Genomic DNA, 16,344 nt, shown 5'->3' with positions numbered 1-16,344 from the left:
TGCACATGAGCCTCATTCGAAGTGATGAAATTACAAGGGAGGACATGCCGGTTCAGATCCGGTGCGGCGGGATTTCATCCCTTCGAACGAGGCAGCGCAGGGTGGCGAGCCACATAATTTTTTTGACCGCGCATCGGATACCAGCACCCTTGCGAACTTCGCCCCCTTACGACACCACCGCCATGCTCCTTTCCGAAACCTCCGCAACCGTTGTTGCCTGCCAGCAAGCTGTTCTGCGCTTCTACTACGCGCTCGACAGAAACAACTATCCGCTCGCGATGGAACAGGTCGGTCCAGACTGCATATGGGAGCGCGGCGGCGTACTGCTGCAAGGCCGCGAGCAGATCGAAGCGTCGGTGCGCAAGAAGTCGCCCACTCAGGTCGCGCGCCACGTCGTCAACAACTTCGCGTTGCTCAGACAGGAAGCAACGGGCGCAACGGCGGTGTATTGTCTGGTTCTGCATCTCTATGACGACGGCTCCCAGCCGCGCCTGCCGGTGCCGGGTTCCACGCCCTTCCTGATGGTGGACGTCACCTGCGAGCTCAAGCTCGAAGACGACCGCGTCTGGCGCATTCAGCAACTCGACGTCACGCATACGTTCAGCTACGCGCGGGAAGTGACCACGCCCTTGCTGGCTGCTAGCGCACGCAAGTAGGCCGTCGTCCTGCCTTTCATCTGCTCATATCGACCCCTTATGGACTTCTCCCTGACTTCCGCGCAACAGGCGCTGCAACAAAAAGTCCGCGACTTCATTGCGGAGCAGATCATTCCGCTGGAGACAGATCCACGGGTCACGCCGCACGGTCCGAGCGAGGCGCTGCGCGAAGCGCTCGTAGAGAAAGCGCGTGTGGCCGGTTTGCTGACGCCACACGCGTCACGCGAACTGGGCGGCCTCGGTCTCTCTCATGTCGACAAGGCCATCGTGTTCGAGGAGGCTGGCTATTCGACGCTTGGGCCCACCGCGATGAACATTCACGCGCCCGACGAAGGCAATATCCACCTGCTGGAAGCCGTGGCTACCGAAGCGCAAAAAACGCGCTGGCTCTTGCCGCTCGTGCAGGGCCGCATCCGCTCGTGCTTTGCCATGACGGAGCCGCCACCCGGCGCGGGCTCGGACCCGGCCATGCTCGCCACGACGGCGGTACGCGACGGCGACAGCTATGTGATCAACGGCACCAAGTGGTTCATCACCGGCGCACAGGGTGCGGCATTCGCCATCATCATGGCGAAGATGGAAGACGGCTCGGCAACCATGTTCCTGGCCGATATGGATCAACCGGGGATAGAGCATGTGCGCACGATGGACGCGCTCGACGCCTGCTTCACTGGCGGCCACGGCGTACTGCGCTTTCATGATCTGCGCGTGCCCGCCACCGATGTGCTGGGCGAACCCGGCAAGGGCTTTCGCTATGCGCAGGTGCGGCTCGCCCCAGCACGGCTCACGCACTGCATGCGCTGGCTCGGCCAGGCGCGGCGCGCTCACGAAATCTGCCTCGAACACGCGCGCAATCGACATGCCTTCGGTCAGGTGCTCGGGCAACACGAGGGCGTGAGTTTCATGCTTGCCGACAACGCGATGGACCTGCACACCGCTCGCCTGCATATCTGGCATACGGCGTGGCTGCTCGATCAGGGCGAGCGCTGCAATTTCGAGTCGAGCCGGGCCAAGGTGGTCTGTTCGGAGGCCGAGTGGCGCGTTGTGGACCGCAGCGTGCAGATTCTCGGCGGCCAGGGCGTGACGGGCGAAACGATCGTCGCGCGCATCTTCGCCGATATGCGGGCCTTCCGCATCTATGACGGTCCGAGCGAAGTGCATCGCTTCAGTCTCGGCCGCAAACTGCTGGCCGCCATCTAAGCCACCCAGGCCATATCGCCAGCGTATTGGAGGGGGCCGCTCTGTGGCCCCTAGGACCGCACTCGACCCGCGCACTCAACCCGTCCTGTGGCGGCGGGCACACCGCCAGCCCAGTTCGGCCAGTGGCTTCACCTTGTCGGCCATACTCGCCGCGTCTGCCGCGGATGCGTTGCCGCCCGCGCCCCGCGCCGCCACGCCTTGCAGGATCGCGGCTATGCGAAAGAGGTTGTAGGCAAGGTAGAAGTCCCAATGGCGAATGGTGTCGATGCCGCGCGCACGGCAATAATCCTCGACGAAGGCATGTTCCTGCGGAATGCCCAGCGCCATCAGATCTACGCCCGCCACGCCGCGCCACAGCTCGGGCGGGACACACCACGACATGCAGAAGTACGACAGATCCGCCAGCGGATGTCCCAGCGTGGAAAGCTCCCAGTCGAGTACGGCAACGACCCGCGCTTCGGTCGGGTGGATGATCAGGTTGTCCATGCGCATATCGCCATGCACGATGCCGGTCTCGTCGCCTTCGGGAACGTGCGCGGGCAGCCACGCCATCAGCGCGTCCATTGCGGCGATCGGCGCGCTTTGCGAGGCGCGGTACTGACGGCTCCAACGGTCAGTCTGGCGTGCGAAATAGTTGCCCGGCCGACCGAAAGTATCGAGCCCGACCGCGCGGTAATCCACCTCATGCAGCGCCACCAGCACGCGATTGATGTCGGCGTAGATCGCCTTGCGCTCGGCCACGCCGAGCCCCGGCAAGGTCGGGTCGATAAAGCTGCGCCCGCGCATGAACTCCATCAGAAAGAACGGCGTGCCGAGCCACGCCGCGTCGTCGCAGTACGCCACCATGCGCGGCACCGGCACGCCCGTACCGGCCAGCGCCTGCATCACCCGGTACTCGCGGTCGATGGCATGCGCGGACGGCAGCAACTCGCCGGCCGGCTGTTTGCGCAGGACGAACGCGGCGCTGGCGGTCTCAAGCAGAAAGGTCGGGTTGGACTGCCCGCCCGACAGGGGACGCACGGTCAGATCGTGCGCGTCTATGCCGGCCTGGCGCATCCAGGCGGCCAGTCGTTCGAGGTCCGGCAAACCGCGCCCGCTGGCGCTCCCGGAGTTCGATAGTGCGTTGGAAACGCAGGGCGAAGAGGACATATCAGCCGCTCGCAGCAAAGTCAGCCAGTCAAAGAGAAGACACGAGATGCCCGCCGTCTACGGCGAGTATCGAGCCCGTCATGAATGCCGAGGCATCGGAGGCCAGCAACAGCAGCGGCGCATCCAGATCCCGGGGTTGCCCGAGCCGGCGTTGCGGCACGCGGCGAATCAGCGCTTGCCCCGCATCGGTGGCGAAGAACGCCTTGTTGAGTTCGGTTTCGATATAGCCGGGCGCGAGCGCATTGACGCGCACCCCATGACGGGCCCATTCGAGGGCGAGCGCCTGGGTGAGCTGGATGAGCCCCGCCTTTGCGGCTGCGTAGGCTGGAACCTGCTGAGCCACGCGCACGCCCAGGATCGACGCGATGTTGATGATCGTGCCCGCACCGCGCTCCACCATGCGTTGCCCGGCCGCCTGCGCGACCCGCCACGCGCCATTCAGATTGACGTCGATGACCTGGCGCCAGTCGTCTTCGGTGCACGCCACGGCGGGGCGCGTGAGCGCAATGCCCGCGTTGTTCACGAGTATGTCTACCTCGCCGCCGAGCTGCGTCTGCGCCACATCGAAGGCGGTGCTTACCGAAGCCGTGTCGGTCACGTCCATCGACACCACGCAGGCCGTGCCGCCCGCGTGCGCAATACGCGCCGCGAGCGCTTTGCCCGCTTCGACGCGCCGTCCCGCGAGCGCGACGCGAACGCCGGCGGCCGCCAGCGCCGTACCGAAATGACTGCCCAGTCCGCCGAACGCGCCCGTAACCAGGGCCCGCTTACCACGCAGGTCTTCGAACATTGCCTTCCCTCTCGTTGTGTAGTCGTGATTGCCGGATCGGCTCGCCGATTATCGACAGCAAGCCCACTGTCGCGCCTCATTCGTTGGGATGAATTGCGGCGGGTTGTGGGCCGACATGCGGCCATCGGCCTCATCTAGCCGTGCGCAGGCGTGCGAATTCATCCCATCGAATGAGGCGCGGGCCGCGGGCGCTGACCATACTTGTCTGCACGCCTCCCATCCCTTTCGATCACCATGAACGACGCTTATCTGTATGACGCCGTGCGCACGCCGCGCGGCAAAGGACGCCCGACTGGCGCGCTGCATGAAATCACGCCGGTGTCGCTGGCCGCGCAAATGCTGAGGGCGCTGCGCGAGCGCAATGGCTTCGATCCCCGCTCGATCGAGGACGTCGGCCTGGGCGTCGTGATGCCCTGCGGTGAGCAGGGCGCGGATCTCGCGCGCACGGCGGCACTGGTCGCCGGTTTCGGCGAAACAGTGCCGGGCTACCAGCTCAATCGCTATTGCGTATCCGGCCTGGATACCGTCAATCAGGCGGCGGCCAGCGTCATGGCGGGCCTCACGGATGCCGCGATCGGCGGCGGCGTGGAGTCGATGTCACGCGTGCCGATCGGCTCGGATGGCGGTGCGATGTATACGGATCCGGCCATCACTCGCCGCTTTCCGTACATGCCCAATGGCGTCGCTGCCGATCTGATCGCCACGCTGGAAGGCTTTACGCGCGAGGCTATTGACGCCTATGCCGCACAGAGCCAGCAACGGGCCGCTCGGGCACGCGCGCAAGGTTTTTTCTCACGCTCGCTGGTGCCGGTGCGCGATACGCTCGGCGAAATCGTGCTCGCGCAGGACGAAGCCATACGAGCAGACACGACCCCAGCCGAACTCGCGAAACTCGCGCCCGCGTTTGCCGCCACAGGCAAGCAAGGCTTCGACGTCATCGCGTTGCGCGGGCATCCCGCGTTCGAGACCGTCTCGCATGTCCACACGAGCGGCAATTCCAGTGCGATCGTCGATGGCGCCGCTGCCGTTCTGGTCGGCAGCGAGCGCTTTGGCACACTCAATGGACTCAAGCCGCGCGCGCGGCTGCGCCATTTCGCGTCACTGGCCAGCGACCCGATCATGAGTCTGGGCGGCCCCGTTCCTGTCACGCGCAAGCTGCTGGCGCGCGCCGGGCTCGCCATCGCCGACATCGATCTGTTCGAGGTCAACGAGGCGTTTGCCGTAGTGCCGCTGGCGTATCAGCGCGCCTTCGACATCGATCCCGAACGGGTCAACGTCAATGGCGGCGCGATCGCACTCGGGCATCCGCTCGGCGCTACTGGCGCGATGCTGGTCGGCACAATGATCGACGAACTCGAACGCCGTGGTCTTCGGCGCGGCATCGTCACGCTCTGCGCGGCGGCGGGCCAGGCCACTGCCACCTTGATCGAGCGCGTTTAATCGCCGCGTGAACCCAACCTCACCTTCTCCGACTATGAACACACTCTCCATTGTGGTGGACACGGCAGGCGTGGCGCTCGTCACGCTGCGCCGCTCAAGCCTTCCCGCCTATGTTTCAGGCGACGCGTTCATGGCAGACATGCAGCGGGTCGTCGAGCGCATTCGCCAGGACCCAGCCATCATGGGCGCCGTCGTGACATGGGACGACGAGTACGGTACGTCCAATGACGACATCGATGCCCTCTGCAAATTCATCGAAGCCGCCATTGCAGACGGCCGCGCGCCTGTCGCGCCACTCCTCGCACAAAGCCAGTTGTTGCGGACACTCGAAACGACCGGCAAGCCGGTTGCCGCAGCGATGCATGGGGCGGTAAGCGGTGGCGCGTTCGAACTGTGCCTCGCTTGCCACTATCGGGTCATTGCCGACAGTGACGATAGCGCCGATGGTGCCGTCTCCCTGCCCGCCATCCAGGCCGGCCTTCTGCCCGCGAGCGGCGGCACGCAGCGTCTGACGCGGCTGATCGGCATCGAAGCCGCATTGCCGATCTTGCTGGACGGCCATGCCGTACCGTCAGCGCGTGCGCGCGAACTCGGTATCGTCGATGCGATCGTGCCGCGTGGCGATCTGGTCGCCCATGCATGCGCCTGGGTCCTCGCCCATCCGGACGCCGCCCAACCCTGGGACCGCAAAGGCTGGAGCATTCCGGGCGGCGCGGGCGCGCACGCGGAACACGCGTCGCGCAGCTTTTATCTCGGCATGGCGCAGGTGCGTGGGCGTACGCACGACAACTATCCTGCGCCGCTTGCGCTGCTTGCGGCGGTCTACGAAGGCACGCAGTTGCCGCTTGAGCGCGGCACTGCGGTCGAAGCGCGCTACGCCGCGCAACTGGCTGCTGATCCGGTTGCGCGCAACCTCGTCCGCACGCTTTTCGTCAATCGGGCGCGTTGCGAGCGGCTCGCCATGCGACCGGCTGGCGTGCCTGCTTCTAAGGTGACGAAACTCGGCGTGCTGGGCGCGGGAATGATGGGCGTCGGGATTGCGTGCGCCGCCGCGCAGGCAGGGCTTGCCGTGGTGTTGCTCGACGCATCGCCCGAGCAAGCCTGCGCCGGCAAGACGCGCGCTGTGGAGATTGCGCGTCGCGCAGGTGGCGCTCCCGCCGCAGCGCAATGCGAGGCGCACATTGCCGCGACCGCCCGCTACGACGACCTGCAAGCGTGTGATTTCGTGATCGAGGCAGTTTTCGAAACGCGCGCGGTGAAGTCCGAGGTACTGGGGCGTGTCTGTGAGGTGCTCGACGGCGATGCGATCCTCGCCTCTAACACCTCGACATTGCCGATCAGCGGTCTCGCCGCGCTTACCGATCGGGGCGCGCGCTTTATCGGCATGCATTTCTTCTCGCCGGTCGAGCGCATGCCGTTGCTGGAGATCATCGTGGGCGAGCACACCTCGCAGGAAACACTGGCCCGCGCGATGGATCTCGCCCGCGTGCTGCGCAAGACGCCGATCGTGGTGAACGACAGCCCCGGCTTCTTCACGAGTCGCATCTTTTGCAGCTATGTCGATGAGGCGATGGCCATGCTCGCGGAAGGCGTGGCTCCGGCACTCATCGAAAACGCCGCGCGCATGGCCGGCATGGCTGCGAGTCCGCTTGCGGTTCTCGACGAAGTGTCGCTCGATCTCCAGTTGCGTGTGGTGGATCAGGCAATAAAAGACGGATTGGACGAACGGTTTCTGCGCGCTCACGCAAGGCCGGTGATCGCGCGGATGAATGCGCTTGGCCGCACCGGCCGCAAGTGCGCTGCGGGTTTCTACGCCTACCCGGAGGGAGCCCGGAAACACTTGTGGACAGGACTCGCGAGCGAATATCCGCTCAAGCCCGAGCAGCCTGATGTGGAGGTCGTCAAGCAGCGCCTGCTTTATATCCAGGCGCTGGAAAGCGTGCGATGTCTCGACGAAGGCGTGATCACGTCCGCCGCCGACGCCGATATCGGCGCGATTCTCGGCTTGGGATTTCCGTCATGGACGGGCGGCCCGCTGTCGCTGATCGAGACAGTTGGCGTGGATCGCTTCGTCGAAGCCTGCGAAACCCTGGCGGCGGCGCACGGCGCTCGCTTTTCGCCACCGCAAACGCTAAGGGCGCGTGGCAGCACCTTCTATCCGCCGCTCCCAGCCTGAGCGTCCTCACGCATCGGCTGAAGGCTCTGGCTGCTCCAGTTCCTTCAGCCAGCGCCAGAGCGTGGAGCGGCTGATGCCGAGTTCGCGCGCCGCCGCAGTCGGACTGCCGCCAGCCCGGCGGACCGCATCGCGCACGCGCTCTCCACGACTTGCATAATCCACGTCGCCTGCCTCAGGGGGTGTCTCGCCCTGCGGAAAAAGTTCGGGGCAGTCGTGCCTCAACGCGTCGTACGGCACCTCGTCCAACGTCGCAAATTGCAGCAGAAAAACCGCGATGCGCTCAGAAAGATTCTCCAGTTCGCGCACGTTGCCAGGCCAGTCATAGGCCGTGAGGCGCGGCATGAGCGGCGCCAGCGCAAGACGGGCGTCGAGGGTCGAGCCGAAGCGCGCAAGACAGCGCGTCACGATGGGCAGGACCAGCGCGGCGATATCCTCGCGGCGCTGGCGCAGCGGCGCGAGCGCGAGGCGCAAGGTGTTGAGCCGGTAATAGAGATCCTGGCGGAAGCGGCGCTCTGCAATCAGCTCGGTCAGCGGTTGATGCGTCGCGGCGATCACGCGTATATCGATCGGAATCGGCGAGGTGCCGCCGAGCCGCATGATTTCGCGCTCCTGCAACACACGCAAAAGTCGCGTCTGCAACGGCAAGGGCATATCGCCGATCTCATCGAGAAAGAGCGTGCCGGTATGCGCTGCCTCGAACAATCCGCGCTTGCCGCCGCGACGCGATCCGGTGAATGCCCCTTCCTCATAGCCGAACAATTCGCTTTCCAGCAGCGATTCGGGAAACGACGCGCAATTGACGGCAACGAACGGGCGCCCGGCACGGTCGCTCTCGTTATGCATGGCCTGGGCGAACACCTCCTTGCCCACGCCGCTTTCGCCGGTAACCAGCACGTTCAGGTCGGTACGCGCAAAGCGGCGCGCACTCGCGATCACGTCGCGCAATGCCGGGCTCGTACCGATGATGCTGTCGAAGCTGTGCCTGGCCGCGTGCTGCTGACGGCGTTGCATGGCGCGCAGGCTCGTATCGGCCGCTTCGATGTTGCGCGCGTCGTAGAGTGTGAGCGCCGCACCGACGATTTCACCGTGTTCGCGTATCGGCGTGCGATGCGCGACCCAGTTGCGCTGCGCAAATCGCTGCGCAACGGCGCGTTCCTGCTGGCCGCTTTCGAGCGTGGCGCGCAGCGAAAGTGCGGGCTCCACGCTTTGCAGCACCCTGCCCTCCAGGCGCTCGCCACGCCCGCCCAGCAATTGCTGCATGGGCGGATTGACCGCGATGATGCGCTCCTGCCGGTCCACCGCGATCACGGCCTCCTGCAAGTTGTGCAGGACGCTGTGCAACTGCTCGTAGCGTCCGGCTTCCAGCCGCGCGACGCGCGCCAGTTCGAGCGCATCGTCGAAGCCCTTGCGGATGCTTGCCGGCGAATACGCGAGCAGGCCGTGCAAACCCGCCTCCTGCGCCAGTTCCACCACGAGACTCGAACCCACGATGGCCTCGTAACCCGCGCGCCGCAGCGCTTCGAAATGGATACGCGCATCGTCCGGGGTTCGATAGGCATGCTGACGAACTTCGATATTCAGAAGATCCTTCACGGCGTCCAGTTCGGGAATCGTCGTGCCATACATCACGACCCCGACACGCGCCGCTACCTCACGCGCCTTGATCAATGCCTGCAAAAGATCGAAACCCGTGACCTGTATCGTCGCCACCGGCGTTTGCAGGCCTGCGCGCAGGATGCTCGCATTCGATCCCGCACTGACGAAGGCGTCGACCGCACCGCGCTCGATGCGATCGCGCGCAATCGCCAGCGCCTCGTCGAACGAACCGTCCACCAGCTCGATGTCGGCGCGGCCCGTGTATTCGGCGACAACCGGCATAGCCAGTTCGCGTATCTGCCGGTAGCCAAGAAAGCACAGGCGAGGCCGTCCAGTCTGGAAGTACGAAGCAGCGGTCGAATGCATAACGTTGTCTCATTGAAACGTGGCCGACGTCTCACGATTGTGCCATGAAACAAGGCGTATTCGAGACGCTGCATCGACATCGAATCAAATCAAGCGCTTAGACAGGGTTTCATGACTGGCATATGTCTTGCCTTAGTCAACGTAGAAGCAAAAGACACTGGAGACATCGACCTTGGCCCTCGAACACATTACCGTCCTCGATTTGACCCACATGCTGTCCGGTCCTTACGGCACCATGCTGCTCGCCGATCTGGGTGCACGCACCATCAAGATCGAACCGCCCGGCCGCGGCGAAGGCACGCGACGCCTGCTCGAACACGATCCTGACTACTCGCGCGATGGAATGGGCGCCTACTTCCTCACGCTGAACCGCAACAAGGAAAGCGTCTGCGTCGATCTCAAGACCGAAGCCGGGCGCGAGGTCTTTCTCGATCTCGTGCGTCGCGCGGACGTCATCTACGACAACTTCAGCGTAGGCGTCACACAGCGGCTGGGCATCGACTTCGAAACGCTTTCGCAGATCAATCCGCGCATCATCACCTGTTCGGTGACGGGCTTTGGCCAGACTGGTCCGCAGACGCAACGTCCGGCGTTCGATCAGGTCGTGCAGGCGATGGGCGGTGGCATGTCAATCACCGGCACGCCTGCATCGGGGCCGACGCGCAGCGGCATTCCCATCGGCGATCTGGGCGGCGGCGTGTTCGGCTCGATGGGCGTGCTTGCCGCGCTCGTCGAACGGGAGCATACGGGGCGCGGCCAGCACGTCGACGTCTCGATGCTCGACGTGCAGATATCGCTGCTCAACTACATGGCCACCATGTATTTCATGTCGGGCGACGTGCCGCAAGGCATCGGCAATGCTCACTTCGTGCACGTGCCTTACAACAGCTTTCCCACTTCGGACGGCCACATCATCATCGCCTGCATCGGTGATCCGTTTTTCGAGCGCTTCGTCGAATGCATTGACCTGCCCGCGCTGCGCAAGCCCGAATACCTCGCACAACCGGTGCGCTACGCGGCGCGCGCCGAGATCGACGCCATCGTGGCCGAAACCCTGCGCGGCCATTCGACGGCCTACTGGCTCGACAGACTCAACGCCGCCCGCATTCCCTGCGGCCCGGTCAACAACTTCGCTCAGGCGTTGCAGGACCCGCAGGTGCTGGCGCGCGAAATGGTGGTCGAGGTGACGCTGCCGCAGGGCGAGCGTCTGCGTATGCCCGGCAATCCGATCAAGCTCTCAGGCGCGGCGCAGCGTACTTACGGCACGCCGCCGCAAGTGGGCGAACAAACCACCGCGGTGCTCAGCGGCTGGCTGGGCTACACGGACGCCCGCATCGCCGAATTGCGTGCTGCTGGCACGATTGCCTGAGGCCGCGGACGATGACACCGGACACGATCTATATCACCGACGTCGCGCCGCGCGACGGCTTGCAGAACCAGGCCGTGCATCTGTCGACCGAAGCGAAACTCGACCTGATCGAGCATCTCGTGCAGGCGGGCGTGAACAGCGTGGAAGCGACGAGCTTCGTCTCGCCGAAAGCCGTGCCGCAGATGGCCGATGCCGGCGATCTCATTGGCCGCGTGCAGACGCGCTGGCCGCAGTTGCGCAGCTCGGTGCTGGTGCCCAATCTCAAGGGGCTGGAGCGCGCGCATGCGGCCGGCGCGCAGGAAATCGCCGTGGTGCTCTGCGCCAGCGAGACCATGAACCGCAAGAACATCAACATGGGACTCGACGCGGCGCTGGACGTGTGCGAGCAGACGCTTGCACAGGCTCACGCGCTAGGCCTGCGCACGCGCGCCTATGTGGCCGTGGCGTTCGACTGCCCGTTCGAAGGCGAAACGCCCCTCGCGGCAGTCCTGCATCTGGCCGCGCGTATGGTCGAGGCGCGCGCCGGTGAAATCGTCATTGCTGACACCATTGGTTCCGCGGCACCGCTGCAAGTGAAGCAGCGCTTGAGCGCATTGCGGGACGTGGTGCCGTCCGATCGTCTGGCCGTTCATCTGCACGACACACGCGGTCTGGGCGCGGCAAACGCGTGGGCCGCGCTGGAAGCCGGCGTGCGTCGCTTCGACAGCAGCGTGGGCGGAATTGGCGGCTGTCCGTTCGCACCAGGCGCGGCGGGCAACCTGGCCACGGAAGACCTCGTGCTGATGGCGCAACGTTGCGGCCTGACAAGCGATATCTCACTCGACGCCCTGCTCGACGCCGTCGATTTCGCCGAAGCGCAATTGCAAAAGCCGCTTGGCGGACGGGCGAGCGCGTGGCTGCGCCGCGAGCGCGCAAAACGCCGCGAGGCCCTTTGATTTCCTGATGCACTGGACAAAAATCACACAGACAAGGAGACGTCAGCATGACCAGCAAGACGAACACCGAATTTGAAATCATGGGTGTCAACCATATGGCCATCGTCTGCAAGGATATGGCGAAAACGGTGGCGTTCTATCGGGACGTACTTGGCATGCCGCTGATCAAGACGATTGATCTCCCGGCTGGCATGGGGCAACACTTCTTTTTCGGCATCGGCAATGGCGACGCCATCGCCTTCTTCTGGTTTCCGAATGCGCCGCAAGCGCAGCCCGGCATTTCGGCGCCGGCCCATTTGCCCGGCCAAGGCTCGATCACTTCCGCGCACGGTTCGCTCAACCATATCGCCTTCAACATTCCCGCCGATAAATTCGACGCCTATGTCGCGCGCCTTGTCGAAAAAGGCGTGCCAGTCTCGCGCGTCATGAATCACGACAACTCGCCGGCGCAGATCAGCGCGACGATGCACAAGGACGTGTTCCTGCGCTCCGTGTACTTCTTCGATCCGGACGGCGTGTGCCTCGAATTCGCGTGCTGGACACGCGAACTCAACGCGCAGGACGTGAACTACGAGACCAGCGCGAGCGCACATGCGCCCAGCTGATCGGGCATGAGGAATTCTGGTTTCATCGCGGCATCAGATCGCTAAACCACAGAATAAATACAATATCCCGGAGACAAAACGTCAATGAAAGAAGCTCTAATCGCTTCAGCCGTAGCCGCTTGCGCGCTCGGCATGGTGAGCACCTCAGCCCACGCGCTATCGAGCGTGACCCTGTACGGCATTGCCGATACCGGCATCGAGTTCGTCAACCGCGTTTCCAGCGCGACCAGTGCGGGGAGCAAATTCGGCATGCAGAACTACGGCAGCCTTTCGGCGTCGCGCTGGGGCTTGATGGGACAGGAAGACCTCGGCGGTGGCTTGCAGGCGTTTTTCTGGCTCGAAAGCGGCTTCCAGCTCGGCAACGGCTCGCTCGCGGGCGGCTTGCAGTTCTCGCGCCAGTCAGCAGTCGGATTGCGGCAGACGGACTGGGGCCAGCTTGCATTCGGCCGCCAGTACACCAGCCTCTACTGGGGGATGTACCGCTTCATGCCCTTCGTGACCGGCATCGCTTACGAGCCGGGCATCGTGGCGGGCGGCGGCAGCTATACGGAAGACAACACTGTTCAGTACACCGGAAAATTCGGCGGTGTCAACGTCGCGGCGCATTACTCGTTCGGCACCGGCTTCGCCTACCAGGGATCGCAGGTGTCGAGCATTCCCGACGGTGGCGTGCCTGGCAATTTCCGCGCACAGTCGGGCGTTGGCGCGGGCGTGTTCTACCTGGGCAATTCGTTCGGGCTCGGCACCGGCTACGACCAGACCAACCCCACCGCCAGCGCCACCTCGCCCGTGGGGGTCGCGCGGCTGGCCTATCTCGCCGCGAGTTATCAGTTCAATCGCGTGCGCTTCATGGGCGGCTACCGGTGGCGCAACTCCACGTTCGGCAACGGCGTCACGCAGATTCGCGACGACTTCTACTGGGCGGGCGTGAAGTTCGCGCTGACGCCCGCGGTCAACCTGATCGGCGGCTACTACTACGACCGGGCGAAACGCGCCGCGCTCACCTCGACCAGCGCGAATATGAACCTCGCGAACTTCAGCCAGGTGAGCCTGATGGCGACATACAGCCTCTCCAAGACCACCACGCTTTACGCAGCGGCCGCGTATGCGCACAACGGCCCGCTCGACGACGACACGCTGCTCCAGACCGGCACGGCGCTCGGCTACGGCAACGCGAGCACGGCCAATGGCCTTGCCGAAGGCCAAAAGAGTCAGGTGGGCGCGACCGTGGGTCTGCAAGTCAATTTTTAATGCATTGCCAGAATCGGCAACCAACAAAGGAACCATCGACATGCGCTTGATTGCGAAAACCTACTGGAATGGCACCTGGATCAAGTTCCGGGAGCCTGTGGAAGACTTTGCCGATTGCCAGCAGGTCACCGCCTACGCGAACGACGGCGGCCAAAGCCGCGGCCTGTACTGGACGCCCAAAAACAATCCGCGCCCGCGCGTGGCGGTTGTGGCCGGCCATCCGCGGGTGGACTTCAGCCGACACTATCTGTTCCCGCAACTCCTGCGCGCGGGCTACGCATGTCTTGGCGCGAACGTACGCACCACGGGCAACGACATGACCTGCATACACGAGCAGATCATCCTCGACATCGCCGCCCAGGTGCAGTGGCTCAAGGAACAGTGCGGCGTCGAGAAAGTGATCTGGCTGGGCAATTCGGGCGGCGGATCGCTCGGCGGCTTTTACCAGTCGCAAGCCCAATTGCCGCCGGCGGAGCGCCTCGAACTGACGCCGGGTGGCCGGCCCACGACCTTGCGCAGCGCCGTCATGCCGACTTTCGACGCCATGATCGTGCTCGCCGCCCATAGCGGGCAAGGGCTGATCCTGAATGAGACGATCGATCCTTCCGTGGTCGATGAGCACGCCCCGCTGCTCACCGACGCGAGCCTCGACATGTACGACCCCGCCAACGGTTTCAAGCCCGCGCCCGAGTGGTCGCGTTACAGCAAAGAGTTTCAGCAGCGCTATCGCGCGGCGCAGCTCGCTCGTGTGGCGCGCCTCGACGCGCAGGCACGCGCGATGATCGCCGATCAGCGCGAGGCCGAACTGACCTCAGCTGCGCCGGGCTTCTCCTCACTGGCGCACGCCCAGCAACGCACGATCCTTCAGCGCGCGGCGTTCCAGCCCGTGATGACGATCTACCGCACCATGGCGAACCTGCACTACACGGACAACTCGATCGATCCGAGCCATCGCGGCTACGGCAGCCTGCTTAGCGACCGCCCCGATCTCATGAACTTTCAGCTGCTGGGTTTTGCGCGCGTGCTGACACCCGATGCGTGGCTCTCGACATGGTCGGGTCTGTCGAGCAATGCCAACCTGCTGAAGAACGCGCCGTCGATCAAGGTACCGATGATCTTCGTTCATGCCGGACGCGATCTCGACTGCTACCTGAACACCCACTCGCGGCCCATCTTCAATGCATTCGGCAGCGAAGACAAAACCTTCGTGGAGTTTCCCGACCAGCTCCACTACTTCGAGCCGGACGAAGGCCAGGCCGACAACGCAGGCGCCCTCGCCCAGGCCGCGAAAGTGGTGCCGTGGCTGAAAGAGCGCGCGCCGCTGTGATGGCGACGCCGTCATGAAAAAGGAGGCAGCCGTGGCCCGAACGGAAAGTGCATCGACAGGGGATGCAGCAGGCGCACACGCCGCGCTTGCCAATGAAAGCACGAGCCTGCTCGCGGGGTTGCAGGCCATCGCCGGGCGTCTCGCGAGCGGCGGCGAGCGCGTGGCGAATCTGCGGCGTCTATCCGGCGGCGCAAGCCAGCAAACGTGGTCGTTCACCGTCACGGGACAATACGGAGAACAGGCGCGCATTCTCAGGCGCGGCCAGCCTGACGCGGGACACCGCGGCAGCGCCAACGTGGGCTTCGCAGCGGAGGCGCAGTTGTTCGCGCTCGCCGCCGCGGCAGGCGTCCCCGTTCCCGGTGTGATCGACGTGCTTCGACCGCAGGACGGACTCGGCGATGGCTTTGTGATGGAACACGTCGAAGGAGAAACGCTGGGCAAGCGCATCGTGCGCGATGCACGCCTCGCACACGCCCGTGCGCGTCTTGCCGCGCAGTGCGGCGAAGCGCTCGCGCTTATCCACGCGATCGCCCCAGACAGGCTGCCACACTTGCGCGTCGCCCCCGCCGACGTGGAAATGGCGTATTGGCTCGGGCAGCATCGAGCCTATGGCATGGCCAACCCGGTATTCGAATGCGCGTTCCAATGGTTGCGCCGTCATCTACCGCCGACGCCGCGCGCTTGCACCCTCGTGCATGGCGATTTTCGCAACGGCAACCTGATCGTCACCGAGGACGGTTTGCGCGCCGTGCTCGACTGGGAACTCGCCCATATCGGCGACCCGATGGAGGATCTTGGCTGGCTTTGCGTGAACTCCTGGCGTTTCGGCAACGCGGACAAACCGGTCGGCGGCTTCGGCACGCGCGAGCAACTGTTTGCCGCGTACGAAGCGAGCGGCGGACAGGTCGATCCGCAGCGGGTTCGTTTCTGGGAAGTGTTCGGCACGTTGAAGTGGGGCATCGTCTGCGAAGGCATGGTCTACGGATGGCTCAACGGCGCGGAGCGCGACGTCGAAAAAGCAGCGATTGGCCGCCGCACCTCGGAGGCGGAAATCGACCTGCTCGCCATGCTCACCCACACCGGAGCCGCATCATGGTGAATCCCCCCAGCGCCGAACAGCTGCTCGAAGCGGTCAGCGCGTTCCTGCGCGACGAAGCGCTGCCCGCGCTACAGGGCGCCCCCGCCTACAAGGCGCGCGTGGCGGCCAGCGTGCTCGACATCGTGCGACGCGAACTGGTGCTCGCCCCGCACACGCGGGTCCGCGAAGAACAGGCGCTGCGTCACCTCCTTGGCGAGCGCAACGGCACGACGGACGAATTGACGCCCGCGCTCTGTGCGCGCATCGCGAGCGACGCTATCGATCTCGACACGCCGGGCGTCGGCGCATTCCTTTGGCAGATCACGCTGGCCAAGCTGGCCGTGGACCAGCCCGGCTATGACACCTACCGTGCCGCCCTCGCCAGCGACGACAACGAATAACAGGA

The 16,344-nt window shown here is 64.7% G+C and carries 14 protein-coding genes; 11 read left to right on the top strand and 3 right to left on the bottom strand.

Translation table 11 applies throughout. The features are described 5' to 3' along the window. The first annotated feature begins 182 nt into the window (after positions 1 to 182). Positions 183 to 656, top strand: a complete 474-nt coding sequence (locus U5782_RS34370) for a nuclear transport factor 2 family protein (protein WP_322048307.1) — start codon at positions 183 to 185, stop codon at positions 654 to 656. Positions 657 to 695: 39 nt separating this feature from the next. Continuing rightward, positions 696 to 1,856 carry an acyl-CoA dehydrogenase family protein gene (locus U5782_RS34365; RefSeq protein WP_322048306.1) on the top strand — a complete coding sequence of 387 codons (1,161 nt, stop codon included), beginning with the start codon at positions 696 to 698 and terminating at the stop codon, positions 1,854 to 1,856. 75 nt (positions 1,857 to 1,931) lie between these two features. Here the strand turns inward: U5782_RS34365 and U5782_RS34360 are convergent, their stop codons facing one another. After that, entirely contained in the window at positions 1,932 to 2,912 is a 981-nt protein-coding gene (locus U5782_RS34360) for a phosphotransferase family protein (protein WP_415914456.1), read from the bottom strand. A 121-nt stretch (positions 2,913 to 3,033) separates the two neighbouring features. Continuing rightward, positions 3,034 to 3,795, bottom strand: a complete 762-nt coding sequence (locus tag U5782_RS34355) for an SDR family NAD(P)-dependent oxidoreductase (RefSeq protein ID WP_322048304.1) — start codon at positions 3,793 to 3,795, stop codon at positions 3,034 to 3,036. A 234-nt stretch (positions 3,796 to 4,029) separates the two neighbouring features. On the opposite strand from U5782_RS34355, the gene U5782_RS34350 reads away from it, so the two are divergent. After that, positions 4,030 to 5,235: an acetyl-CoA C-acetyltransferase gene (locus U5782_RS34350; RefSeq protein WP_322048303.1), complete on the top strand. Its 1,206-nt coding sequence runs from the start codon at positions 4,030 to 4,032 to the stop codon at positions 5,233 to 5,235. Positions 5,236 to 5,269: 34 nt separating this feature from the next. After that, entirely contained in the window at positions 5,270 to 7,411 is a 2,142-nt protein-coding gene (locus U5782_RS34345) for a 3-hydroxyacyl-CoA dehydrogenase NAD-binding domain-containing protein (RefSeq protein ID WP_322048302.1), read from the top strand. A 6-nt stretch (positions 7,412 to 7,417) separates the two neighbouring features. On the opposite strand, the gene prpR is transcribed toward U5782_RS34345, so the two are convergent. After that, positions 7,418 to 9,373 (bottom strand): propionate catabolism operon regulatory protein PrpR, encoded by a 1,956-nt coding sequence (prpR, locus tag U5782_RS34340; RefSeq protein WP_322048301.1) that lies wholly within the window; start codon positions 9,371 to 9,373, stop codon positions 7,418 to 7,420. A 172-nt stretch (positions 9,374 to 9,545) separates the two neighbouring features. Here prpR and U5782_RS34335 point away from each other — a divergent pair, with 172 nt between their 5' ends. The 7 genes from U5782_RS34335 to U5782_RS34305 all read left to right on the top strand — a co-directional run bounded on the left by U5782_RS34335 (position 9,546) and on the right by U5782_RS34305 (position 16,339). Further along, positions 9,546 to 10,742, top strand: coding sequence for a CoA transferase (locus tag U5782_RS34335; protein WP_322048300.1), 1,197 nt, complete (start codon positions 9,546 to 9,548; stop codon positions 10,740 to 10,742). 11 nt (positions 10,743 to 10,753) lie between these two features. After that, positions 10,754 to 11,677: a hydroxymethylglutaryl-CoA lyase gene (locus U5782_RS34330; protein ID WP_322048299.1), complete on the top strand. Its 924-nt coding sequence runs from the start codon at positions 10,754 to 10,756 to the stop codon at positions 11,675 to 11,677. Positions 11,678 to 11,724: 47 nt separating this feature from the next. Further along, on the top strand, positions 11,725 to 12,282 hold the full coding sequence (locus U5782_RS34325; RefSeq protein ID WP_322048298.1) for a VOC family protein: 558 nt from the start codon (positions 11,725 to 11,727) through the stop codon (positions 12,280 to 12,282). An 84-nt stretch (positions 12,283 to 12,366) separates the two neighbouring features. Continuing rightward, positions 12,367 to 13,533, top strand: a complete 1,167-nt coding sequence (locus tag U5782_RS34320; protein ID WP_322048297.1) for a porin — start codon at positions 12,367 to 12,369, stop codon at positions 13,531 to 13,533. Between the two features lie 40 nt (positions 13,534 to 13,573). Continuing rightward, positions 13,574 to 14,860 carry an alpha/beta fold hydrolase gene (locus U5782_RS34315; protein ID WP_322048296.1) on the top strand — a complete coding sequence of 429 codons (1,287 nt, stop codon included), beginning with the start codon at positions 13,574 to 13,576 and terminating at the stop codon, positions 14,858 to 14,860. A 13-nt stretch (positions 14,861 to 14,873) separates the two neighbouring features. Further along, complete coding sequence (locus tag U5782_RS34310) at positions 14,874 to 15,959, top strand: phosphotransferase family protein (RefSeq protein ID WP_322048295.1); 1,086 nt, start codon at positions 14,874 to 14,876, stop codon at positions 15,957 to 15,959. Beyond that, a complete protein-coding gene (locus U5782_RS34305) occupies positions 15,953 to 16,339 on the top strand; it encodes a DUF6285 domain-containing protein (RefSeq protein WP_322048294.1) in 387 nt (128 codons plus the stop codon). Before U5782_RS34310 ends, U5782_RS34305 begins: the two co-directional genes overlap by 7 nt. The last annotated feature ends 5 nt before the right edge of the window (positions 16,340 to 16,344 follow it).

Origin of the sequence: Paraburkholderia sp. J67 (assembly GCF_905220265.1) — a bacterium.
Lineage (GTDB): Bacteria > Pseudomonadota > Gammaproteobacteria > Burkholderiales > Burkholderiaceae > Paraburkholderia.
This window is presented reverse-complemented; position numbering and strand designations above follow the sequence as displayed.